Origin of the sequence: Bradyrhizobium elkanii WSM2783 (assembly GCF_000472865.1) — a bacterium.
Classification (GTDB): Bacteria; Pseudomonadota; Alphaproteobacteria; order Rhizobiales; family Xanthobacteraceae; genus Bradyrhizobium; species Bradyrhizobium elkanii_A.
The window spans coordinates 59585-77043 of sequence record NZ_AXAP01000004.1 but is presented as its reverse complement, the minus strand read 5'-3'; the positions used below and the strand labels follow the sequence as shown (position 1 = coordinate 77043).

The window sequence follows — 17459 nt, the reverse complement described above, 5'->3', positions numbered from 1 at the left end:
TCATCCAGAAGGGTATCAAACTATGTCCGGCATTATTCTCTCGGCTTCGGTTCGCCAGAACCTGCTCTCGCTGCAGTCGACCGCTGATCTGCTCGCCACCACGCAGAGCCACCTTTCGACCGGCAAGAAGGTCAACTCGGCCCTCGACAACCCCACCAACTATTTCACCGCTGCCTCGCTCGACAACCGCGCAAGCGACATCAACAACCTGCTCGATGGCATCGGCAATGGCGTGCAGGTGCTGCAGGCAGCCAACACCGGCATCACCTCGTTGCAGAAGCTCGTCGACAGCGCCAAGTCGATCGCCAACCAGGCGCTGCAGGCGACCTCGGGCTATTCGTCCAAGTCGACTGCCACGTCGGCGGCCATCACCGGCGCGACCGCCACGAACCTGCTCGGCGATGGCGATACGGCCGCGACTGTGACGGGCACTGCGGTTGGTGGTGGCCTCACCGCCGCTACAACCACCACCGCGGCTGGATTTGCCAACGGTGACTCGTTCACGATCAACGGCAAGACGATCACGTTTGCGACGGGCGGCACCAGCGCCACCGCCGCCTCGAGCACGGACGCCAACGGCAACGTCACGATCAACCTGACGTGGGGCGCAGGCAGCACCGACACGACCGTGGCGGATGTTACTGCCGCAATCAACGGTATCACTGGTGGCACCACGTCGATCGCCACGAACCAACTGACCATCAACAACGCCGCCACTGACAAGTCCAACAACATCACCCTTGGTGGGTCCAGCACCGTCCTCGCCAAGCTCGGCCTCTCGGCAGGTACGACGAGGCCGGCCGATGCCACCGATGGCCAGGTCCTCAATATCGCTGCGATCGGCACCAAGGCGGCTCAGACCATCACCATCGGAACCGGCGCCGGTGCGGTGAACACCCTTGACGATCTGAACAAGAAGCTCGCAGACAGCAACCTGTCGGCGTCGCTTTCCAGCGATGGCAAGCTGACCATCACGACCGCGAACGACGATGCGTCGATCGATCTGACCGGCAAGCTCACCGGCAGCGCCACGGGTGCCGGCACTCTGCTCGGAGCTCTCACCACGACCGCGCCTGTCAAGGACGTCAACGCGCAGAACACCCGCGCCGATCTGGTCCGCCAGTACAATACGGTGATCGATCAGATCAAGACGACCGCGCAGGATGCGTCCTTCAACGGCATCAATCTGCTGAACGGCGATCAGCTCAAGCTGGTGTTCAACGAAACCGGCAAGTCGACGCTGACGATCAACGGCGTGACCGACGATCCGGCCGGCCTCGGCCTGTCGTCGTTGACTGCCGGGACCGACTTCATCGACAACGACACCACCCAGACGGTTCTCACTTCGCTGAACAATGCCTCGAGCACGCTGCGTTCGCAGGCGTCGGCCTTCGGTTCGAACCTGTCGATCGTGCAGATCCGTCAGGACTTCTCCAAGAACCTGATCAACGTGCTGCAGACCGGCTCGTCCAACCTGACGCTTGCCGACACCAACGAGGAAGCGGCCAACAGCCAGGCGCTGTCGACCCGCCAGTCGATCGCGGTGTCCGCGCTGGCGCTCGCCAACCAGAGCCAGCAGAGCGTGCTCCAGCTCCTCCGCTGAGCCCTGCGACAAAACCGAACACGGAAGCGGCGGAGGCAACTCCGCCGCTTCCGGACTGACGAATTGCGAGACCGGATGGCGTCGCACCTGCTGCCGGTTTGCGCGACGAAGATTTCGAAGATTGAGGGCGAGCAAGCCCCCGCGCCGTTGCCTAGAAAAGGAGACGATCATGCCGTTACGCGTCGAGCTGAAGCCGTTTGAACGGATCGTCATCGGCGAGACCGTGCTGATCAATTCCGGCACCCGCACGTCCTTCCTGATCGACGGCGAAGCGCCAATCCTGCGCGAACGTGACACCGTGACCGCGGAGACCGCCAACACCCCGGCGAGGCGGCTCTATCACTGCGTCCAGACCATGTATCTGAAGAACGAGGTCCAGCGTTATCGGACCGCCTATCTGGGCTTCGTCAAGGAGCTGCGGGAGGCCGATGCCAGCACGCGCGAGGCGCTCGATCTGGTTAACCGTCATGTCGCGGATGGCGCGCTTTACAAGGCGCTCAAGGAAATCCGCAAGCTAATGCAGCGCGAGCAGCAGCGCGCCGCGGCCTGAGCCTGCCGGCTCCGCCTCACACGCGAAAACTCCAGCGAATTCATTGTCTTCGTGTCTGGGCGCGCGAAGCCGTCGATGACGCGCCTCCGGCGGTTCCCTGCCGCACGGTATCAACATGCCATCCGTATTCGCACGGACGGTAAAATTAAGTGGTTGTGAGCCGCCAAGGCCTATCGATTGATCAGCATCTACAAGAACAATCGAGAGGCGAATTCAGATGGACGATCCCCGTGTCGACGAGCAGGTGCGGACCTGCCTTGTCGTCGATGATTCCAGCGTGGTGCGGAAAATCGCGCGCCGCTTCCTGGAAGAACTCAATTTCCAGATCATCGAGGCCGAGAACGGTGAGCGGGCATTGGACGCCTGTCGTCGTGCCATGCCCACAGCGGTGCTGCTCGACTGGAACATGCCGGTGATGGACGGCCATGAATTCCTGCTCCATCTGCGCCGGCTGCCCGGCGGCGACCTGCCCAAGGTCGTGTTCTGCACGACCGAGAACAACATGGATCACATCTCGCGCGCGCTTGAGGCCGGCGCCGACGAATACATCATGAAGCCGTTCGACAAGTACATCATCGCCGCCAAGTTCCACGAAGTCGGCCTGTGTGCGGCCTCGATGCCCGCCTGATCATTCGAAAATCCCTTGCGCTAAGAGGCCATCGTGAACGCTTCCGACTACGAGTATCTGCGCAAATTGCTCAAGGACCATTCCGGTCTCGATCTGTTCGCGGACAAGCAATATCTGATCGAAAGCCGCCTGCTGCCGCTGTCGCGCAAATGCGGCCTCTCCGGCATCGACGATCTCGTGCAGAAGATGAAGGGCGGATCGGCTCGCCACATCGCGCAGGTGGTCGAGGCCATGACCACCAACGAGACCTTCTTCTTCCGCGACAAGGCGCCGTTCGATCATTTCCGCGATACGATCATCCCGGAGCTGTTGAAGGCGCGGGCGGGCCGCAGGACGATCCGGATCTGGTGCGCCGCCGGCTCGACCGGGCAGGAGCCCTATTCGCTCGCGATGTGCCTGAAGGAGATGAGCGCGCAGCTTGCTGGCTGGCGCACCGAGATCCTCGCGACCGATCTGTCGCAGGATGTGCTGGAGAAATCCAAGGCCGGAATCTACAGCCAGTTCGAGGTGCAGCGTGGCCTGCCGATCCAATTGCTGGTGAAGTATTTCAAGCAGAACGGCGAGCTCTGGCAGGTCAACGCCGACATCCGCGCGATGGTGCAGCACCGGCAGCTCAACCTGCTGCATGACTTCGCGCAGCTCGGCACTTTCGACGTCATCTTCTGCCGCAACGTCCTGATCTATTTCGACCAGGACACCAAGATCAACATCTTCAACCGCCTCACCAGGTCGCTCGAAGGAGATGGCTTCCTGGTGCTCGGCGCGGCCGAAACCGTCGTCGGCCTGACCGACGTCTTCAAACCCTGTCCTGAAAAGCGCGGCCTCTATCGGCCGACCGGCACCCGTCCCGCGGTCGCCCCGATGGCGGCTGCCGCAATGCCCAGGATGGCCGCGATCGGAGGACGCTGACGATGAAGGAGACCAGCAGGGCAGCGGAGCGGGTGACATTCAGTCGCGGCTATGAGGTGTGCATCATGGCCATCGATGGAACCTGGCGGCGCAATTGCGTGCTCAACGCCATCTCCGAGAACGACGCGGCCCTGAACGTCGAAGGCTCCATCCAGGGCCTCAACCTTAAGGAATTCTTCCTGCTGCTGTCCTCGACCGGGCTTGCCTACCGCCGCTGCGAACTGGTCCGCGTCAACGGCACCGAGATCGACATCCAGTTCATCCGGGGCAAGCCTGTGAGAAAGCGCCTCGCCGCGGCGTCGGGAACTGAAAGCCCCAAGACGGCCGGCTAAAGCGCGATAACTTTTCCTCGAATCGTCATCCAGCTTTAGCTCTTTGTTTGAGCATGATCTTTTTCGGAAAACCGGTTTCCACTTTTTCGGATCATGCTCTAGTTTAGCTGGTGCTCCATTGCCTTCGCCTCGAGCAGGAACTCGAGGGCCGCGCCGAGGCCGGCGTCGCATGCCTTCAGCGCCGCTCCCGCTACGGCATAGCGGGGCGTGACGTCATCAAGCACGAAAATGTCGGCGTCGGCGGCTTCCACGGAAGCAAGCGAGGTCTCGCAGACGATTGCGTTCTCGATCCGCGACAGGCTCGCCTGCACCTGCCCGATCAGGCACATCAGGTCCGAGACGATCGATTCATAGGCGTCGTTTCCATCGACGGCCTTGGCGGCGATATTGTTTCCTGCAGCTTTCTGCATGCGCATTCTCCACGGGAGCCTATCTTTAGGGACCGCGGTGCTACTTGTGCGTTAAGCCGTCGTCCCGTACAAATACGGGCCAATGCGATGCGATGTCAGTCGGAGCCATTGTTTCGGTTGCCGGTTTCACCAGTAGGGACGGAATGACCTATGGCTGAGAGTGCCCCCTCCCGCGGGGAGATTTTCGTAGTCGATGACGATCCCGCCGTCCGCGACACGCTTTCGATGGTGCTGTCCGCAGCCGGCTATCAGGTGATCTGTTTTGCCGACGGCGCCGCGCTGCTGTCGGTGGCGCGAACCAGGACGCCGGCCTGCATCCTGCTCGACGTCCACATCCCCGGCAAATCCGGCCTCGACATTCTCAAGGAACTGCACGGCGAGGAGTATCCGGCGCCGATCTTCATGATCTCGGGACAGGGCGACATCGCGATGGCCGTCAGCGCCATCAAGAACGGCGCGCTCGACTTCATCGAGAAGCCGTTCCGTGGCAGCGAGATCGTCGCTCGCCTCGACGAGGCGATCGGCGCCTATACGCGGCGCCAGGCCGACAGTTCCGCATCGCAGATAGCGACGCTGCATTTCCCGGGACGCGAGCCATTGACGCGGCGTGAGCGCGAGGTGCTGGAACAATTCACGGCGGGCGCTTCCAACAAGGAAGCGGGACGTCACCTCGGCATCAGCCCGCGCACGATCGAGGATCACCGCGCCAACATCATGAAGAAGCTCGGCGCCAGGAACGCCGCCGACCTCGTGCGCATCGTCATGACCGCGCAGCAGCAACAGCAGCGCTCGGCCTAGCCGTCGTCCCGGCTCAAGGCCGGGACGACATCGTCTTTTTTGCGCGGGCTAATTGCGACGTCTGATGCAATCGATTGCGTCGCTATCCAGCCAGCGCCTTGCGGATCATGATGGCCATGTCCGACTTGCGATAGGGCTTCGCCAGCAACAGCACGCCTTCGTCGAGCCGGCCGTGATGGATGATGGCATTCTCGGTGTAGCCCGAGGTGAACAGCACCTTCACGTCGGGCTTCAGCTTGTGGATCTCTTCCGCTAGCTGGCGGCCGTTCATGCCGGGCATGATCACGTCGGTGAACAAGAGGTCGAACGGTTTGCCGGCGCGGGTGATGGCGAGCGCGTCGGCAGCGTTTGCGGCATCCAGCGTGACATAGCCGAGCGAGTGCAATTGCGTCAGCACATAGTCGCGCACCAGCTTGTCGTCCTCGACGACGAGGATGGTTTCGTTGCCGCCCTGCAGTTTCGCCGTGAGCGTCGGCTCGATCATGGCCGTGGCGCTGGTCGCAGGCGGCAAGTACATCTTGACCGTGGTGCCGTGGCCTTCCTCGCTGTAGATCTTGATGTGCCCCGCCGACTGCTTGATGAAGCCATAGACCATGCTGAGGCCGAGCCCGGTGCCCTTGCCGGGCCCCTTCGAGGTGAAGAACGGATTGAACACCTTGTCGATGATGTCGGAGGGAATTCCGGTGCCGGTGTCGCTCACCGCGATCATCGCATAGCGCCCCGGCCGCACGTCGCCCTGCAGTCTCGCGTAGGTTTCGTCGAGGAACAGGGTTCCCGTCTCGAGCACGAGCTTGCCGCCATCAGGCATCGCATCGCGGGCGTTGAGCGCGAGGTTGAGGATCGCGGTAACGAGCTGGTTGGGATCGACGATGGCAAGGCAGGTCTCGTCCTCGAAGATCGATTCGATTTCGACATGCTCGCCGAGCGTTCGCTGCAATAGCTTGGTGGTCTCGACGATCAGGAGATTGACGTCGATCTCGCGCGGGTCGAGCGGCTGCTTGCGGGCGAATGCAAGGAGATGCTGCGTGAGTTCGGCACCGCGCGCGGCCGCCTCGTCGATCATCTTGGTGATCGCGGCAAGCTGCGGCTCGGTCTTAACCGCATCGGCCAGGATCTCGATCGTGCCGGTGATGACGGTGAGGATATTGTTGAAATCATGCGCGATGCCGCCGGTGAGCTGGCCGACGGCTTCCATCTTCTCGGCCTGCCTCATGCGCTCTTCGGCGGCGATCTTGTCGGTGAGATCGCGGACGAAGCCGTTGAACACGAAACCGTCGCGGGTCTTCAGCGCGGCGATGCTCAGTTCCGCGGTGAACTCGGTGCCGTCGCGCCGCCGTGCCTGCACCTCGCGGCGCGGTTGTTGCAACTGGACGCCGCCTGAGTGCAGGAAGGCCCCCAGCGCTGCCTTGAGTGGGCCGTCCGGCCGCCCGAGCAGCTCGAACACGTTCTTGCCGAGCGCCTCGTCGCGGGGCCATCCGAATAGGCTCTCGGCTTGCGGATTCCAGTAGCGGATGATGCCCTTCTGATCGATCTGCACGAAGGCGTCGAGCGCGCTGTTGATGATGCCGCGCGCCAGTTGCTCGCTCTCGAGCAAATTTTCCTGCGCCTTGCGGCTTTCGGTCATGTCGCGCGCGGTCTTGCAGATGCCGATGATGGCGCCGGATGCCGACTTGATCGGCGAGATCGAGAGCGCGACCTCGACCAGCGTGCCGTCCTTGCGCAGGCGCACGGTCTCGTTATTTGCGATCGTTTCGCCCCAGCCGATCCGGCGCAGCACGTCGTCGGTCTCCGCGGCGCGCTCGGGCGGCACGATCAGCGAGATGTGCCGGCCCACCGCCTCAGTCGCGGTGTAGCCGAACAGGCGCTCCGCGGCCGGATTCCAGCCGGTGACGGTGCCGTCCAGCGACTCCGTGATGACGGCGTCGTTGGCGGATTCGACCGCGGCGCTGAACAGGCGCTCGCGCCCGGCGAGGCGGTCGCGCGCGGCTTCGGTCCGCAGATGTTCGACCACCTCGCGCTCGAGCGCAACCGTCTTGGCATTCACCTCACTGATCACGCGCACGAAGGCGCGCGCCAGCACGCCGGTCTCGCCCGGCGCGTCGACCGGAATGGCGTCCGTGCCCTTTTGTGCGACGCTCTCGACCGCCGCCGTCAATTGCCGGATCGGCCGCATCAGCGATCTCGCGATCAGGATCGCCAGTCCCGCCGCGGCCAGCACGGCGAGCAGGCCGACCACGATCGAGCTGTTGCGGATCGTCGCCGCCGGCGCCATGAACACCGCGTTCGGAACCGTCTCGATCACCGCGATCCATTGATTGTCGACCAGCAGCGCGGGCGCCAGCGCGACGCCGTTCGGCCGTCCGCCCGCGCCTTCGACCATGCGCGAGAAGCCCTGCGTGGTCCCCTGCGCCGACGCCAGATAGGGGAAGTCGCGCCGCCAGTCGGCTCCCGATCCTGTCTGCCCGCCGAATTCGCGCGTGCGGTCGGGATGGACGAGGTAGTTGCCTCTGCCGTCGACCACATAGGCCGTTTCGCCCTGCCGTACGGAGTTTCGCGCGCGGTCCAACTCGCTGCGCATGTCGATCTCGATCAGGATGATCCCGAACGGCTTGCCGTCGGTCGCCGGCACCGGCGTCGCCACCCGCAGGATCGGCGCCGGCTGCGCCGCGCCGGCATCCTTGTCCAGTTCGACCGGCGAGACATAGATTCCGCCGACGCCAAGCGCGAGCGTGTCGCGGACATAGGGCGCGTCGCCGGCGCGCTGCAGCTCTGCTTCCGGCACGGCGCGAACGGCGCCATGCGGCCCCGAACGGTCGACGCGGACGATCTCGTGCCCGCCATCGGCGACGCCGATATAGCGCAGCTGCGCGTAAGCCGGCTTGATCGCAAGCTGCGCGGCGAGGCGGCCTTCCAGCCGCTCGCGCCACACCGCCTCGCCGACATGATCGACCGGGTCCGTTCCGTCGTTGAGACGAGCCCGCATCATTCCGATCACCGCGGCAAAATCGCGAAAGATCACGATGTCGGCGCGCGCGCTGTCGGTATAGGTGGCCAGGTCGCCCGCGACGAAGCGCGAATGCGCCTCGATCCGATCGAGCACGCGCGGCACGATCTCCTGTTCCAGGCTGCGATGGCTCAGCCACGCGACCGCGCCCACTGTGATCGCAACCAGCGCAATCATGGCGATGGCGAGTCTGGTTGTGAGCGTCATCTGTGCGGTCGCGGCCTTCCTCTGTCCGGACCATGCGACGGGGTGTCACCATGGCCCGGGTGGCCGATGCTAGAGCATGATCCGGAAAAGTGGAAATCGGTTTTTCGCTCGCGACAAACGCAAAAGCGTTTGCGCGGAGATCATGCTCATACAAAGAGCCGAAGCGGGATGACGATTTGAAGAAAAGTCGGTTCGACGCCTGCGCGCCGCGCATTAGAGCGTTTTCGAGCGAAGTGGCCACCGGTTCGCGTGAAGAAAACGCGTCAAAACAAAACCTGGAGCTTCGGTTCTGATTCCATCAGGACCGAAGCTCTAGTCGCTGAAATAGTGCGGATGCCGCGCGCGAATCTGCGCGAGCTCGCTCAGCGTCCGCGACAAATGGGTTCGCAGATGTTTTTGCGCTTCCTCCGGCTCGCCGCCGGCGATAGCCTTGGCGATCAGCTTGTGATGGCGGACGATATCCTGCGCCTTGCCGGGCGAGGGCAGATGCAGCCGGCGCAACCTGTCGATATGGCCGCTGCGGCTGCGGATGAGGGTCCAGATTTCCTGCTTGTCGGCGGCCTCGTATAGCTGCGCGTGGAACTCGTTGTCGGCGGCCATGAATTTCTCGAACGCGCCGGCCTTTGCAAACTGCTGTTGCCGCGCGATGGTGGAGTTGAGCTCGGCGACGAGCGCATCGTCCGGTTGCAGCGCGAGCACGCGCACGATCTCCAGCTCGACCGCCTGGCGCAGGAAATGTGCCTGCTGCGCGCGGCGCAGGTCGATCCGGCTGACGACCGTCGCGTATTGCGGGAACACCTCGACGAGACCTTCCTCCTCGAGCCGCTTCAGCGCGTCGCGGATAGGCGTCGAGGACACCCCGAACTGTTCTGCCAGCGCGGCGCGCGACAACGGTGAGCCCGGCGGCAGTTCCAGCGCGATGATCATGCCGCGCAGGCGCTCAAACACTTGCGGCGCCGCCTGACGGTCGCGATCGAGCAGCCCGCTCGATCGCGGGACGACACGACGCTGGCCGATGACCGGTGGATCCATTTGAATTGCCGTTACGCCCGCGAGAGGCTTGCCAACGATCACTAATACATTAGTGCATTTCCACACGCATCCCCACGGCGCCCGGCCTGTCCCTCGCGGGCGTCCGGTTGATCATCCCTGACCACGTCGTGGGGCCTCCCGTGTTGCGTACGCTTTCCTTGTGTGCATGCTGTCGCCACTACCCCGGCGCAGCGGCTGGGCGTACTGCTTCGCTCATCCCCCCAGCCGTATCAGCCTTCCCCGAAAGGGTCGTCGGGTCGGCCTGCGCATCGTCCTTTTCGAGGCTAGTGGTCAATCCGCAACCCTGAGAGGAAGCGCGTAATGAACAGGATGATGTGGCGGACGCTTGCGGGCGCCGCCGTGGCGTTTGGTTTACTGCAGGGACCGGCGGCACTGGCGCAGCAAAAGACGGAAATCGCCTTGTCGCGGCAGCCGGGTATTTTCTATATTCCGAGCCACATTATCGAGAAGCAGAAGCTGATCGAGAAACACGCCGCAGCGCTTGGCGTGCCCGGCATCACCACCAAATGGCTGACATTCTCCAGCGGCGGCGCGCAGACCGATGCGCTGCTTGCGGGCGGCGTCGACATCCTCAATACCGGCACCGGCAATCTCTTGCTGCTGTGGGATCGGACCCGCGGCGGCGTGAAAGGCATTGTCGCCACTTCCGCGCAGCTGATGACGCTGATCAGCCGCGATCCCAACATCAAGTCGCTGAAGGATTTTGGGCCGAACGATAAAATCGCGTTGCCGACCGTGAAGGTCTCGACGCAGGCCATCGTGCTGCAGATCGCGGCCGGCGAGTTGTTCGGCTCGGATCAATGGTCGAAGCTCGATTCCAACACCGTGCAGCTCGGCCACCCCGATGCCTATGCCGCAATGTCCAATCCGCAGCATGAGGTGCGCAGTCATTTCTCGATCCCTCCCTACACCTTCCTTGAGCTGAAGAATGTGCCGGGCGCGCATGTCGTGCTGAACTCGCCTGACGTGATGGGTGGCCCGCTTAGCCAGGCGCAATTCTTCACCACGACGAAATTCGCCGACGCCAATCCAAAAATCATCCAGGCCGTGCGGCTGGCGACCAAGGAAGCGCATGACCTGATCCGAAGCGATCCCAAGCTCGCGGTCGAAATCTACAAGGAGATCACTGGCGACAAGACGTCAGTTGAAGATCTGCTGGCCTGGCTGAAGGAGCCCGGCATGATGGAGTGGAATCTGGAGCCGCAGGGCACCATGAAATTCGCCAACCATCTCTTCAAGGCGGGCACGCTGAAGACGCAGCCCAAGGCGTGGACCGACTATTACCTGCCGGTCGCGCATGACCTGAAGGGCAGTTGATCCCATGGCGCCGCTCCTTGACGTCTCCGATGTGACGCTGCGCTACAAGACGTCGAACGCGGTCATCACAGCGACCGAACGCGTCTCCTTCACGGTCGATCGCTCCGATCGCTTCGTGCTGCTCGGGCCGTCCGGCTGCGGCAAATCCACGCTGCTGAAGGCGGTCGGCGGCTACTTGCGGCCCAGCGAGGGCAAGATGCGGATTGATGGCCGCGAGATCGTCGAGCCGGGCGCCGATCGGATGATGATCTTCCAGGAGTTCGATCAACTCCTGCCGTGGAAAACCGTGCTGGAGAATGTGATGTTTCCGCTCCTGACCGCGCGGCGGCTGCCTCGCAAGAAAGCCGAGGAGAAGGCTCGGGCCTATATCGAGAAGGTCGGGCTGACTCGCGTGGTCGATAGCTATCCGCATACGCTGTCTGGCGGCATGAAGCAACGCGTCGCGATCGCGCGCGGCATGGCGATGGAGCCGGACATTCTGCTGATGGACGAGCCGTTCGCGGCGCTCGACGCGCTGACGCGTCGGACTTGCCAGGACGAATTGCTGCAGCTCTGGTCTGAGACCAAGTTCACCGTGCTGTTCGTCACCCATTCAATCGCGGAAGCTATCAAGATCGGCAACCGCATCCTGCTGCTGTCGCCGCATCCGGGGCGGGTGAAGGCCGAAGTCGTTGACGTCGACCGCGTCTCCAGCGAAGACGGCAGCGCTGCACGGCTGGAGAAGCAGATCCACGATCTGCTGTTCGCTGAGCCGGCAACCGCACACTGAGGAGAGGCGCGATGGGAGAAGCAACGATCCTGCTGCGCGAGAGCAATGCAGTGGCCGCGCCGGCCGCAGGCGAGGTCGAGCGCAAGCTGAGTGTGTGGGAGCTGCTCTGGGACGACGGCTTTGTGCGCAAGGGGCTCATCATTGTCTTCCTGGCGGCAGCGTGGGAAGCTTACGGTCTGTGGCTCGACAATCCCCTGTTGTTCCCGACCTTCCATGACACCGTCGTCACCATGTTCGAGAAGGTGCGCGACGGCACCATCCCGATGCGGGCCTGGGCGTCGCTAAAAGTACTGTTCATGGGTTATTCCGCTGGCATCGCCCTGGCCTCGATCTTGACCATCCTCGCGATCTCGACCCGCATCGGCACGGATTTCCTCGAGACTGTTACGGCGATGTTCAACCCGTTGCCGGCGATTGCGCTCTTGCCGCTTGCACTGATCTGGTTCGGGCTTGGCAATGGCAGTCTTGTGTTCGTGCTGATTCATTCCGTTCTCTGGCCGGTGGCGCTCAACACCCATGCCGGTTTCAAGAGCGTATCCAACACGCTGCGCATGGTCGGCCGCAATTATGGCCTGCGCGGACTACCCTATGTGGCGCGCATCCTGATCCCCGCGGCTTTCAGTTCGATCCTGACCGGGCTGAAGATCGGTTGGGCCTTTGCCTGGCGCACCTTGATCGCCGCCGAACTGGTGTTCGGCGTGTCGTCGGGACAGGGCGGGCTCGGCTGGTACATCTTTGAGAACCGCAACCTGCTCGACATTCCCGCCGTGTTCGCCGGATTATTGACGGTGATCATCATCGGCCTGATCGTCGAAAACCTGATCTTCCGCACCATCGAGCGGAACACGGTCCAGAAGTGGGGCACCCAGACATGAGCGACAAAAGCAAGAAGAAGCGCCCCGACCAGCTCCGCAGCGCGCGCTGGTTCGCGCCCGATGATCTCAGGGCCTTCGGCCACCGCTCGCGCGCCATGCAGATGGGCTACGCGCCGGAGGAATGGAAGGACCGGCCGGTGATTGCGATCATCAACACCTGGTCGGACGCCCAGCCCTGTCACATGCATTTCAAGAGCCGCGTCGACGACGTCAAGCGCGGCGTGTTGATGGCCGGCGGCTTTCCGATGGAACTGCCGGCGCTGTCGCTGTCGGAATCGTTCCTGAAGCCGACCACCATGCTCTATCGCAACATGCTGGCGATGGACGCGGAAGAATTGCTGCGCGGCCATCCGGTCGACGGCGTCGTGCTGATGGGCGGCTGCGACAAGACCACGCCGGCGCTGTTGCTCGCCGCCACCTCCATGAACCTGCCCACGATCTATCTTCCGGCCGGTCCGATGCTGCGCGGCAACTGGAAGGGCCGCACGCTGGGCTCGGGATCGGACGCCTGGAAATATTGGGATGAGCGGCGTGCCGGCAAGATTTCCGATGATGACTGGGTCGACATGGAAGCCGGCATCGCCCGCAGCTACGGCACCTGCATGACCATGGGCACCGCCTCCACCATGACCGCCATCGCCGAATCCATCGGCATGACGCTGCCGGGCGCTTCCTCGATTCCGGCCGCGGATGCCGGTCACATCCGCATGGCCTCCGAATGCGGCCGCCGCGTCGTCGAGATGGTCTGGGAGGATCTGACCCCGCAACAGATCCAGACCCGGAAGGCGTTCGAGAACGCGATCACGGTGGCGATGGCGATGGGCTGCTCGACCAACGCGATCATCCATCTGATCGCGCAGGCCCGCCGCGCCGGCCAGGACATCTCCCTCGACGATTTCGAGAGGGCGAGCCGCGAGGTGCCTGTGATCGCCAATGTCCGCCCGAGTGGCGATCTCTATCTGATGGAGGATTTCTTCTACGCCGGCGGCTTGCCGGCGCTGATGAGCCAGATCAAGGATCATCTGCATCTCGACTGCCTGACCGTGACCGGCAAGACGCTGGGGGAGAATATCGCCCGCGCCGAAGTCCACAACGACGATGTCATCCGCAGCGTCGCCAACCCGATCTACAAGGAGGGTGCGCTCGCGGTGCTCAAGGGCAATCTCGCGCCCGACGGCTGCGTGATCAAGCCCAGCGCCTGCGATCCGCGCTTCCTGAAGCATTCCGGCCCGGCGCTGGTGTTCGACGATTACCCCTCCATGAAGAAGGCGGTCGACGATCCCGATCTGGATGTGACGGCCGATCATGTGCTGATCCTGCGCAATGCGGGGCCGCAGGGCGGTCCGGGCATGCCGGAATGGGGCATGCTGCCGATCCCCACAAAACTCGTGAAGCAGGGCGTGCGCGACATGGTGCGGATCTCGGACGCGCGGATGAGCGGCACCAGCTATGGCGCCTGCATCCTGCATGTCGCGCCTGAAGCCTATATTGGCGGTCCGTTCGCGCTTGTGCAGAACGGCGATCTTATCACCCTTGACGTCGCCGCCCGCAGCATCACCCTCGATGTGCCGCAGGAAGAGCTCGTACGTCGCCGCGCCGCCTGGAAGCCGCCGGAGCGCCGCTACGAGCGCGGCTATGGCTGGATGTTCACGCGCCACATCAAGCAGGCCAACGAAGGCTGCGATTTCGATTTTCTTGAAACCGGCTTCGGCAAGCCGGTCGATGAGCCGTCGATTTATTAACTCTTTTTTCACCTCTCCCGCTTGCGGGAGAGGTCGGCGCATAGCGCCGGGTGAGGGCTCTCTCCGCTGGGGGACTCGTGGAGAGAACCCTCACCCCAGCCCTCTCCCGCAAGCGGGAGAGGGAGCCGCAGCATCTCTCCCGGAATGACGAAGGAGCAGTTCACATGTCCAAACTCAGCGACACCACCCGCAACAAGCTGAAAGCCATCTCTACGGCCACCGTCGCCACCGCGCTGTACAAGCGCGGCTTCCGCATCCAGTGCATCCAGGACGTCCACCCCTTGAGCCCGGACCGGCCGACCATGGTCGGCGAAGCCTTCACGCTGCGCTACATGCCGGCGCGCGAGGACCTCAACAAGCTCGAGGTCTTCCGCGACCGTTCACATCCGCAGCGCAAGGCGATCGAGGATTGTCCGCCCGGCGCGGTGCTGGTGATGGACAGCCGCAAGGATGCGCGCGCCGCCTCAGCCGGCGCCATCCTGGTGACGCGCCTGATGAAGCGCGGCGTTGCCGGCGTCGTCACCGACGGCGGCTTTCGCGACTCCGCCGAGATCGCCAGGCTCGGCTTTCCCGCCTATCATCACCGGCCGAGCGCGCCGACCAATTTGACGCTGCACCACGCGATCGAGATTAACGTCCCGATCGGCTGCGGCGACGCGCCGGTGTTCCCCGGCGATGTGATCCTCGGGGACAGTGACGGTGTCATCGTCATCCCCGCGCATCTCGCCGACGAGATCGCCGAGGAAACCTTCGAGATGACCGCATTCGAGGATTTCGTCGCCGAGGAAGTCCATAGCGGGCGCGGCATCTTCGGCCTCTATCCCGCCACTGATCCGCAGACATTGACCGATTTCGCGGCATGGCGGAAAAAGAACGGGCGTTGATCCACTTCACGCATATGGTCGGCGCCAAGCCCGATCAAGACGGAGGAAAGCCATGCTGATGTTCAACAATCTGATCGACGGCGAATGGATGTCGGACGGCGCGCGCTCGCCCAATGTCAATCCGTCCGATACCAACGACATCGTCGGCGAGGCCGTGCGCGGCACCCGCGCGGAGCTTGATGCCGCGGTCGCGGCCGCCAAGGCGGCATTCCCGGCATGGTCGCGCGCGACGCCGCAGGTCCGCTATGACATCCTCAAGAAAGCGTCGGATGAAATCCTGGCGCGCAAGGATGAACTGGGCCGCCTGCTGTCGCGCGAGGAAGGCAAGACCCTGCCCGAGGGCATCGGCGAGGCCGCGCGTGCGGGGCAGATTTTCGCGTTCTTTGCCGGCGAGTGCCTGCGCATGGCCGGCGAGAAGCTGTCTTCCGTGCGGCCTGGCATCGACGTCGAGATCACCCGCGAGGCCCTCGGCGTGGTCGGCCTGATCACGCCCTGGAACTTCCCGATCGCGATTCCGGCCTGGAAAATCGCGCCCGCGCTCGCCTATGGCAACACGGTCGTGATCAAGCCGGCCGACCTGGTGCCGGGCTCGACCTGGGCGCTGGTCGATATCCTGCAGCGCGCCGGCCTGCCCAAGGGCGTGCTTAACCTCGTGATCGGCCGCGGCTCGGAGGTCGGCGCCGCGCTGCTCGAACATCCCGATGTCACGGCGATCAGCTTCACCGGATCGGTGGCAACCGGCCAGAAGGTCGCTGCGGCCTGCGTGGCATCGCGGCCGATGAAGAAATTCCAGCTCGAGATGGGCGGCAAGAATCCGCTGGTCATTCTCGACGATGCCGACCTGAAGGTCGCGGTCGAATGTGCCGTCAACAGCGCGTTCTTCTCCACGGGCCAACGCTGCACGGCAGCCTCGCGCCTGATCGTCACCAAGGGCATTCACGACAAATTCGTCGCCGCGCTCACCGAGCGTCTGGGCGGCCTCAAGGTCGACGACGCCTTGAAGGCCGGCACCGACATCGGCCCGGTCGTCGACCAGAACCAGCTCGATCAGGACCTGAAATATCTTTCGATCGGCAAGGACGAGGGAGCCAAGCTGGTGTTCGGCGGCGAACGGCTGAAGCGTGATGCGCCCGGCTTTTATCTGCAGCCGGCGCTGTTCACCGAGGTGACCAACAAGATGCGGATCGCGCGCGAGGAGATCTTCGGACCGGTCGCCGGCGTCATTCGCGTCAACGACTATGCGGAGGCGCTGGCGACTGCAAACGATACCGAGTTCGGCCTGTCGGCCGGCATCTGCACCACGAGCCTGAAATACGCCAGCGACTTCAAGCGCAACGCCGAGGCCGGCATGGTGATGGTCAACCTGCCGATCGCCGGCGTCGACTATCACGTCCCGTTCGGCGGCAGAAAAGGCTCGAGCTACGGCCCGCGCGAGCAGGGAAAATACGCGGCCGAGTTCTACACGACGGTGAAGACCGCCTATACGAATCCGTAAGAACGCATTCGGGCGGCGGGGCTCGGTCCCGCCGCTACAACATCTCCGGCTTGAACAGCTTGCGATATTTGCGTGTGTTCTCGCCGGAGATCATGAACTCGCCATCGCCGCGATAATGGATGGTCTTCGGATATTTCGGCGAGGTCGCGACATGCGCCTTCACCACCTCCAGCACGAACAGGCTGTATTTCCGGATCAGATTTGAATCGATCAGCCGGCATTCGAAATTGGCGTAACACTCCTCGATCAACGGCGCGCGCACCTGCTCGCCGGACCTGGGCGTCAGGCCAAACTCGGCGAACTTGTCGATGTCGCGCCCGGAGCTGTTGCCGATCTTGACCACCGTCGGCGCCAGCTCGACGGTTGGCACGTTGATCACGCACTGTTTGCTGCGCCGGATCAATTCGAAGGAATGGTTGGCGTCCCAGATGTAGCAGCCGATCAGCGAGGGCTGAAACTCCATGATCATGTGCCAGCCCATGGTCATGATGTTGGTCTCATTCCTGTGCGCGGAGGAGACCAGCACGATCGGCCCCGGCTCGAGAAAGCGGCGGACGTTGTCGACAGGAAAATCCGTCTTGGTGTAGCGCGGCATCGGGCCTCCTCTCAGTCGTCGTCCTCGTTTGCGCTTCAAACTCCGCCGTCGTCCCGGCCAAGCGAAGCGCGAGCCGGGACCCATAACCGCAGGCAGTTATGGTGATGAAGACTCGGAGTTACAGCGTAGTTCAACAACGATGTTTGGTGGTGATGGGTCCCGGGTCAAGCCCGGGACGATCTGGGGAGAGAGTGGGGCTCATCTCAGGCCTGTAGGGTGGGCAAAGCGGAGCGTGCCCACCATCCACGCTCGGTGCAAGAGAAGGTGGGCACGCTGCGCTTTGCCCAC

General features: G+C 63.4%; 16 protein-coding genes. 12 read left to right on the top strand and 4 right to left on the bottom strand.

All coding sequences use genetic code 11. The features are described 5' to 3' along the window. The first annotated feature begins 22 nt into the window (after positions 1–22). The 5 genes from YY7_RS0105725 (at position 23) to YY7_RS0105705 (ending at position 4022) form a co-directional block, all read left to right on the top strand. Positions 23–1603: a flagellin gene (locus YY7_RS0105725; protein WP_028162389.1), complete on the top strand. Its 1581-nt coding sequence runs from the start codon at positions 23–25 to the stop codon at positions 1601–1603. 169 nt (positions 1604–1772) lie between these two features. Beyond that, complete coding sequence (flbT, locus tag YY7_RS0105720; RefSeq protein ID WP_028162388.1) at positions 1773–2153, top strand: flagellar biosynthesis repressor FlbT; 381 nt, start codon at positions 1773–1775, stop codon at positions 2151–2153. 244 nt (positions 2154–2397) lie between these two features. Continuing rightward, the gene (locus YY7_RS0105715) at positions 2398–2781 is read left to right on the top strand and encodes a response regulator (RefSeq protein WP_028162387.1); all 384 of its coding nucleotides are present in this window, start codon (positions 2398–2400) and stop codon (positions 2779–2781) included. 33 nt (positions 2782–2814) lie between these two features. After that, complete coding sequence (locus tag YY7_RS0105710; protein WP_028162386.1) at positions 2815–3690, top strand: CheR family methyltransferase; 876 nt, start codon at positions 2815–2817, stop codon at positions 3688–3690. 2 nt (positions 3691–3692) lie between these two features. Next, positions 3693–4022: a hypothetical protein gene (locus YY7_RS0105705; protein WP_028162385.1), complete on the top strand. Its 330-nt coding sequence runs from the start codon at positions 3693–3695 to the stop codon at positions 4020–4022. Positions 4023–4120: 98 nt separating this feature from the next. Here YY7_RS0105705 and YY7_RS0105700 read toward each other — a convergent pair whose 3' ends face one another. Then, positions 4121–4432 (bottom strand): hypothetical protein, encoded by a 312-nt coding sequence (locus YY7_RS0105700; RefSeq protein WP_028162384.1) that lies wholly within the window; start codon positions 4430–4432, stop codon positions 4121–4123. A gap of 150 nt (positions 4433–4582) precedes the next feature. Here YY7_RS0105700 and YY7_RS0105695 point away from each other — a divergent pair, with 150 nt between their 5' ends. Further along, complete coding sequence (locus YY7_RS0105695; RefSeq protein ID WP_028162383.1) at positions 4583–5230, top strand: response regulator transcription factor; 648 nt, start codon at positions 4583–4585, stop codon at positions 5228–5230. 82 nt (positions 5231–5312) lie between these two features. Here the strand turns inward: YY7_RS0105695 and YY7_RS0105690 are convergent, their stop codons facing one another. Both YY7_RS0105690 and YY7_RS0105685 read right to left on the bottom strand, forming a co-directional pair. Next, the gene (locus YY7_RS0105690; protein WP_028162382.1) at positions 5313–8441 is read right to left on the bottom strand and encodes a PAS domain S-box protein; all 3129 of its coding nucleotides are present in this window, start codon (positions 8439–8441) and stop codon (positions 5313–5315) included. A 312-nt stretch (positions 8442–8753) separates the two neighbouring features. Then, entirely contained in the window at positions 8754–9473 is a 720-nt protein-coding gene (locus tag YY7_RS0105685) for a GntR family transcriptional regulator (protein WP_035689386.1), read from the bottom strand. A 330-nt stretch (positions 9474–9803) separates the two neighbouring features. Here YY7_RS0105685 and YY7_RS0105680 point away from each other — a divergent pair, with 330 nt between their 5' ends. The 6 genes from YY7_RS0105680 to YY7_RS0105655 all read left to right on the top strand — a co-directional run bounded on the left by YY7_RS0105680 (position 9804) and on the right by YY7_RS0105655 (position 16576). After that, positions 9804–10811, top strand: coding sequence for an ABC transporter substrate-binding protein (locus YY7_RS0105680; protein WP_051396567.1), 1008 nt, complete (start codon positions 9804–9806; stop codon positions 10809–10811). 4 nt (positions 10812–10815) lie between these two features. Then, positions 10816–11580, top strand: coding sequence for an ABC transporter ATP-binding protein (locus tag YY7_RS0105675; protein ID WP_028162379.1), 765 nt, complete (start codon positions 10816–10818; stop codon positions 11578–11580). Positions 11581–11591: 11 nt separating this feature from the next. Next, on the top strand, positions 11592–12455 hold the full coding sequence (locus YY7_RS0105670; protein WP_028162378.1) for an ABC transporter permease: 864 nt from the start codon (positions 11592–11594) through the stop codon (positions 12453–12455). Next, positions 12452–14197, top strand: coding sequence for an L-arabinonate dehydratase (gene araD, locus YY7_RS0105665; RefSeq protein ID WP_028162377.1), 1746 nt, complete (start codon positions 12452–12454; stop codon positions 14195–14197). Before YY7_RS0105670 ends, araD begins: the two co-directional genes overlap by 4 nt. Before the next feature lie 164 nt (positions 14198–14361). Beyond that, positions 14362–15081, top strand: a complete 720-nt coding sequence (locus YY7_RS0105660) for a ribonuclease activity regulator RraA (protein WP_028162376.1) — start codon at positions 14362–14364, stop codon at positions 15079–15081. 52 nt (positions 15082–15133) lie between these two features. Further along, positions 15134–16576, top strand: coding sequence for an aldehyde dehydrogenase family protein (locus YY7_RS0105655; RefSeq protein ID WP_035689383.1), 1443 nt, complete (start codon positions 15134–15136; stop codon positions 16574–16576). Between the two features lie 34 nt (positions 16577–16610). Here YY7_RS0105655 and YY7_RS0105650 read toward each other — a convergent pair whose 3' ends face one another. Then, entirely contained in the window at positions 16611–17171 is a 561-nt protein-coding gene (locus YY7_RS0105650) for a flavin reductase family protein (RefSeq protein WP_028162374.1), read from the bottom strand. Between the last annotated feature and the right edge of the window lie 288 nt (positions 17172–17459).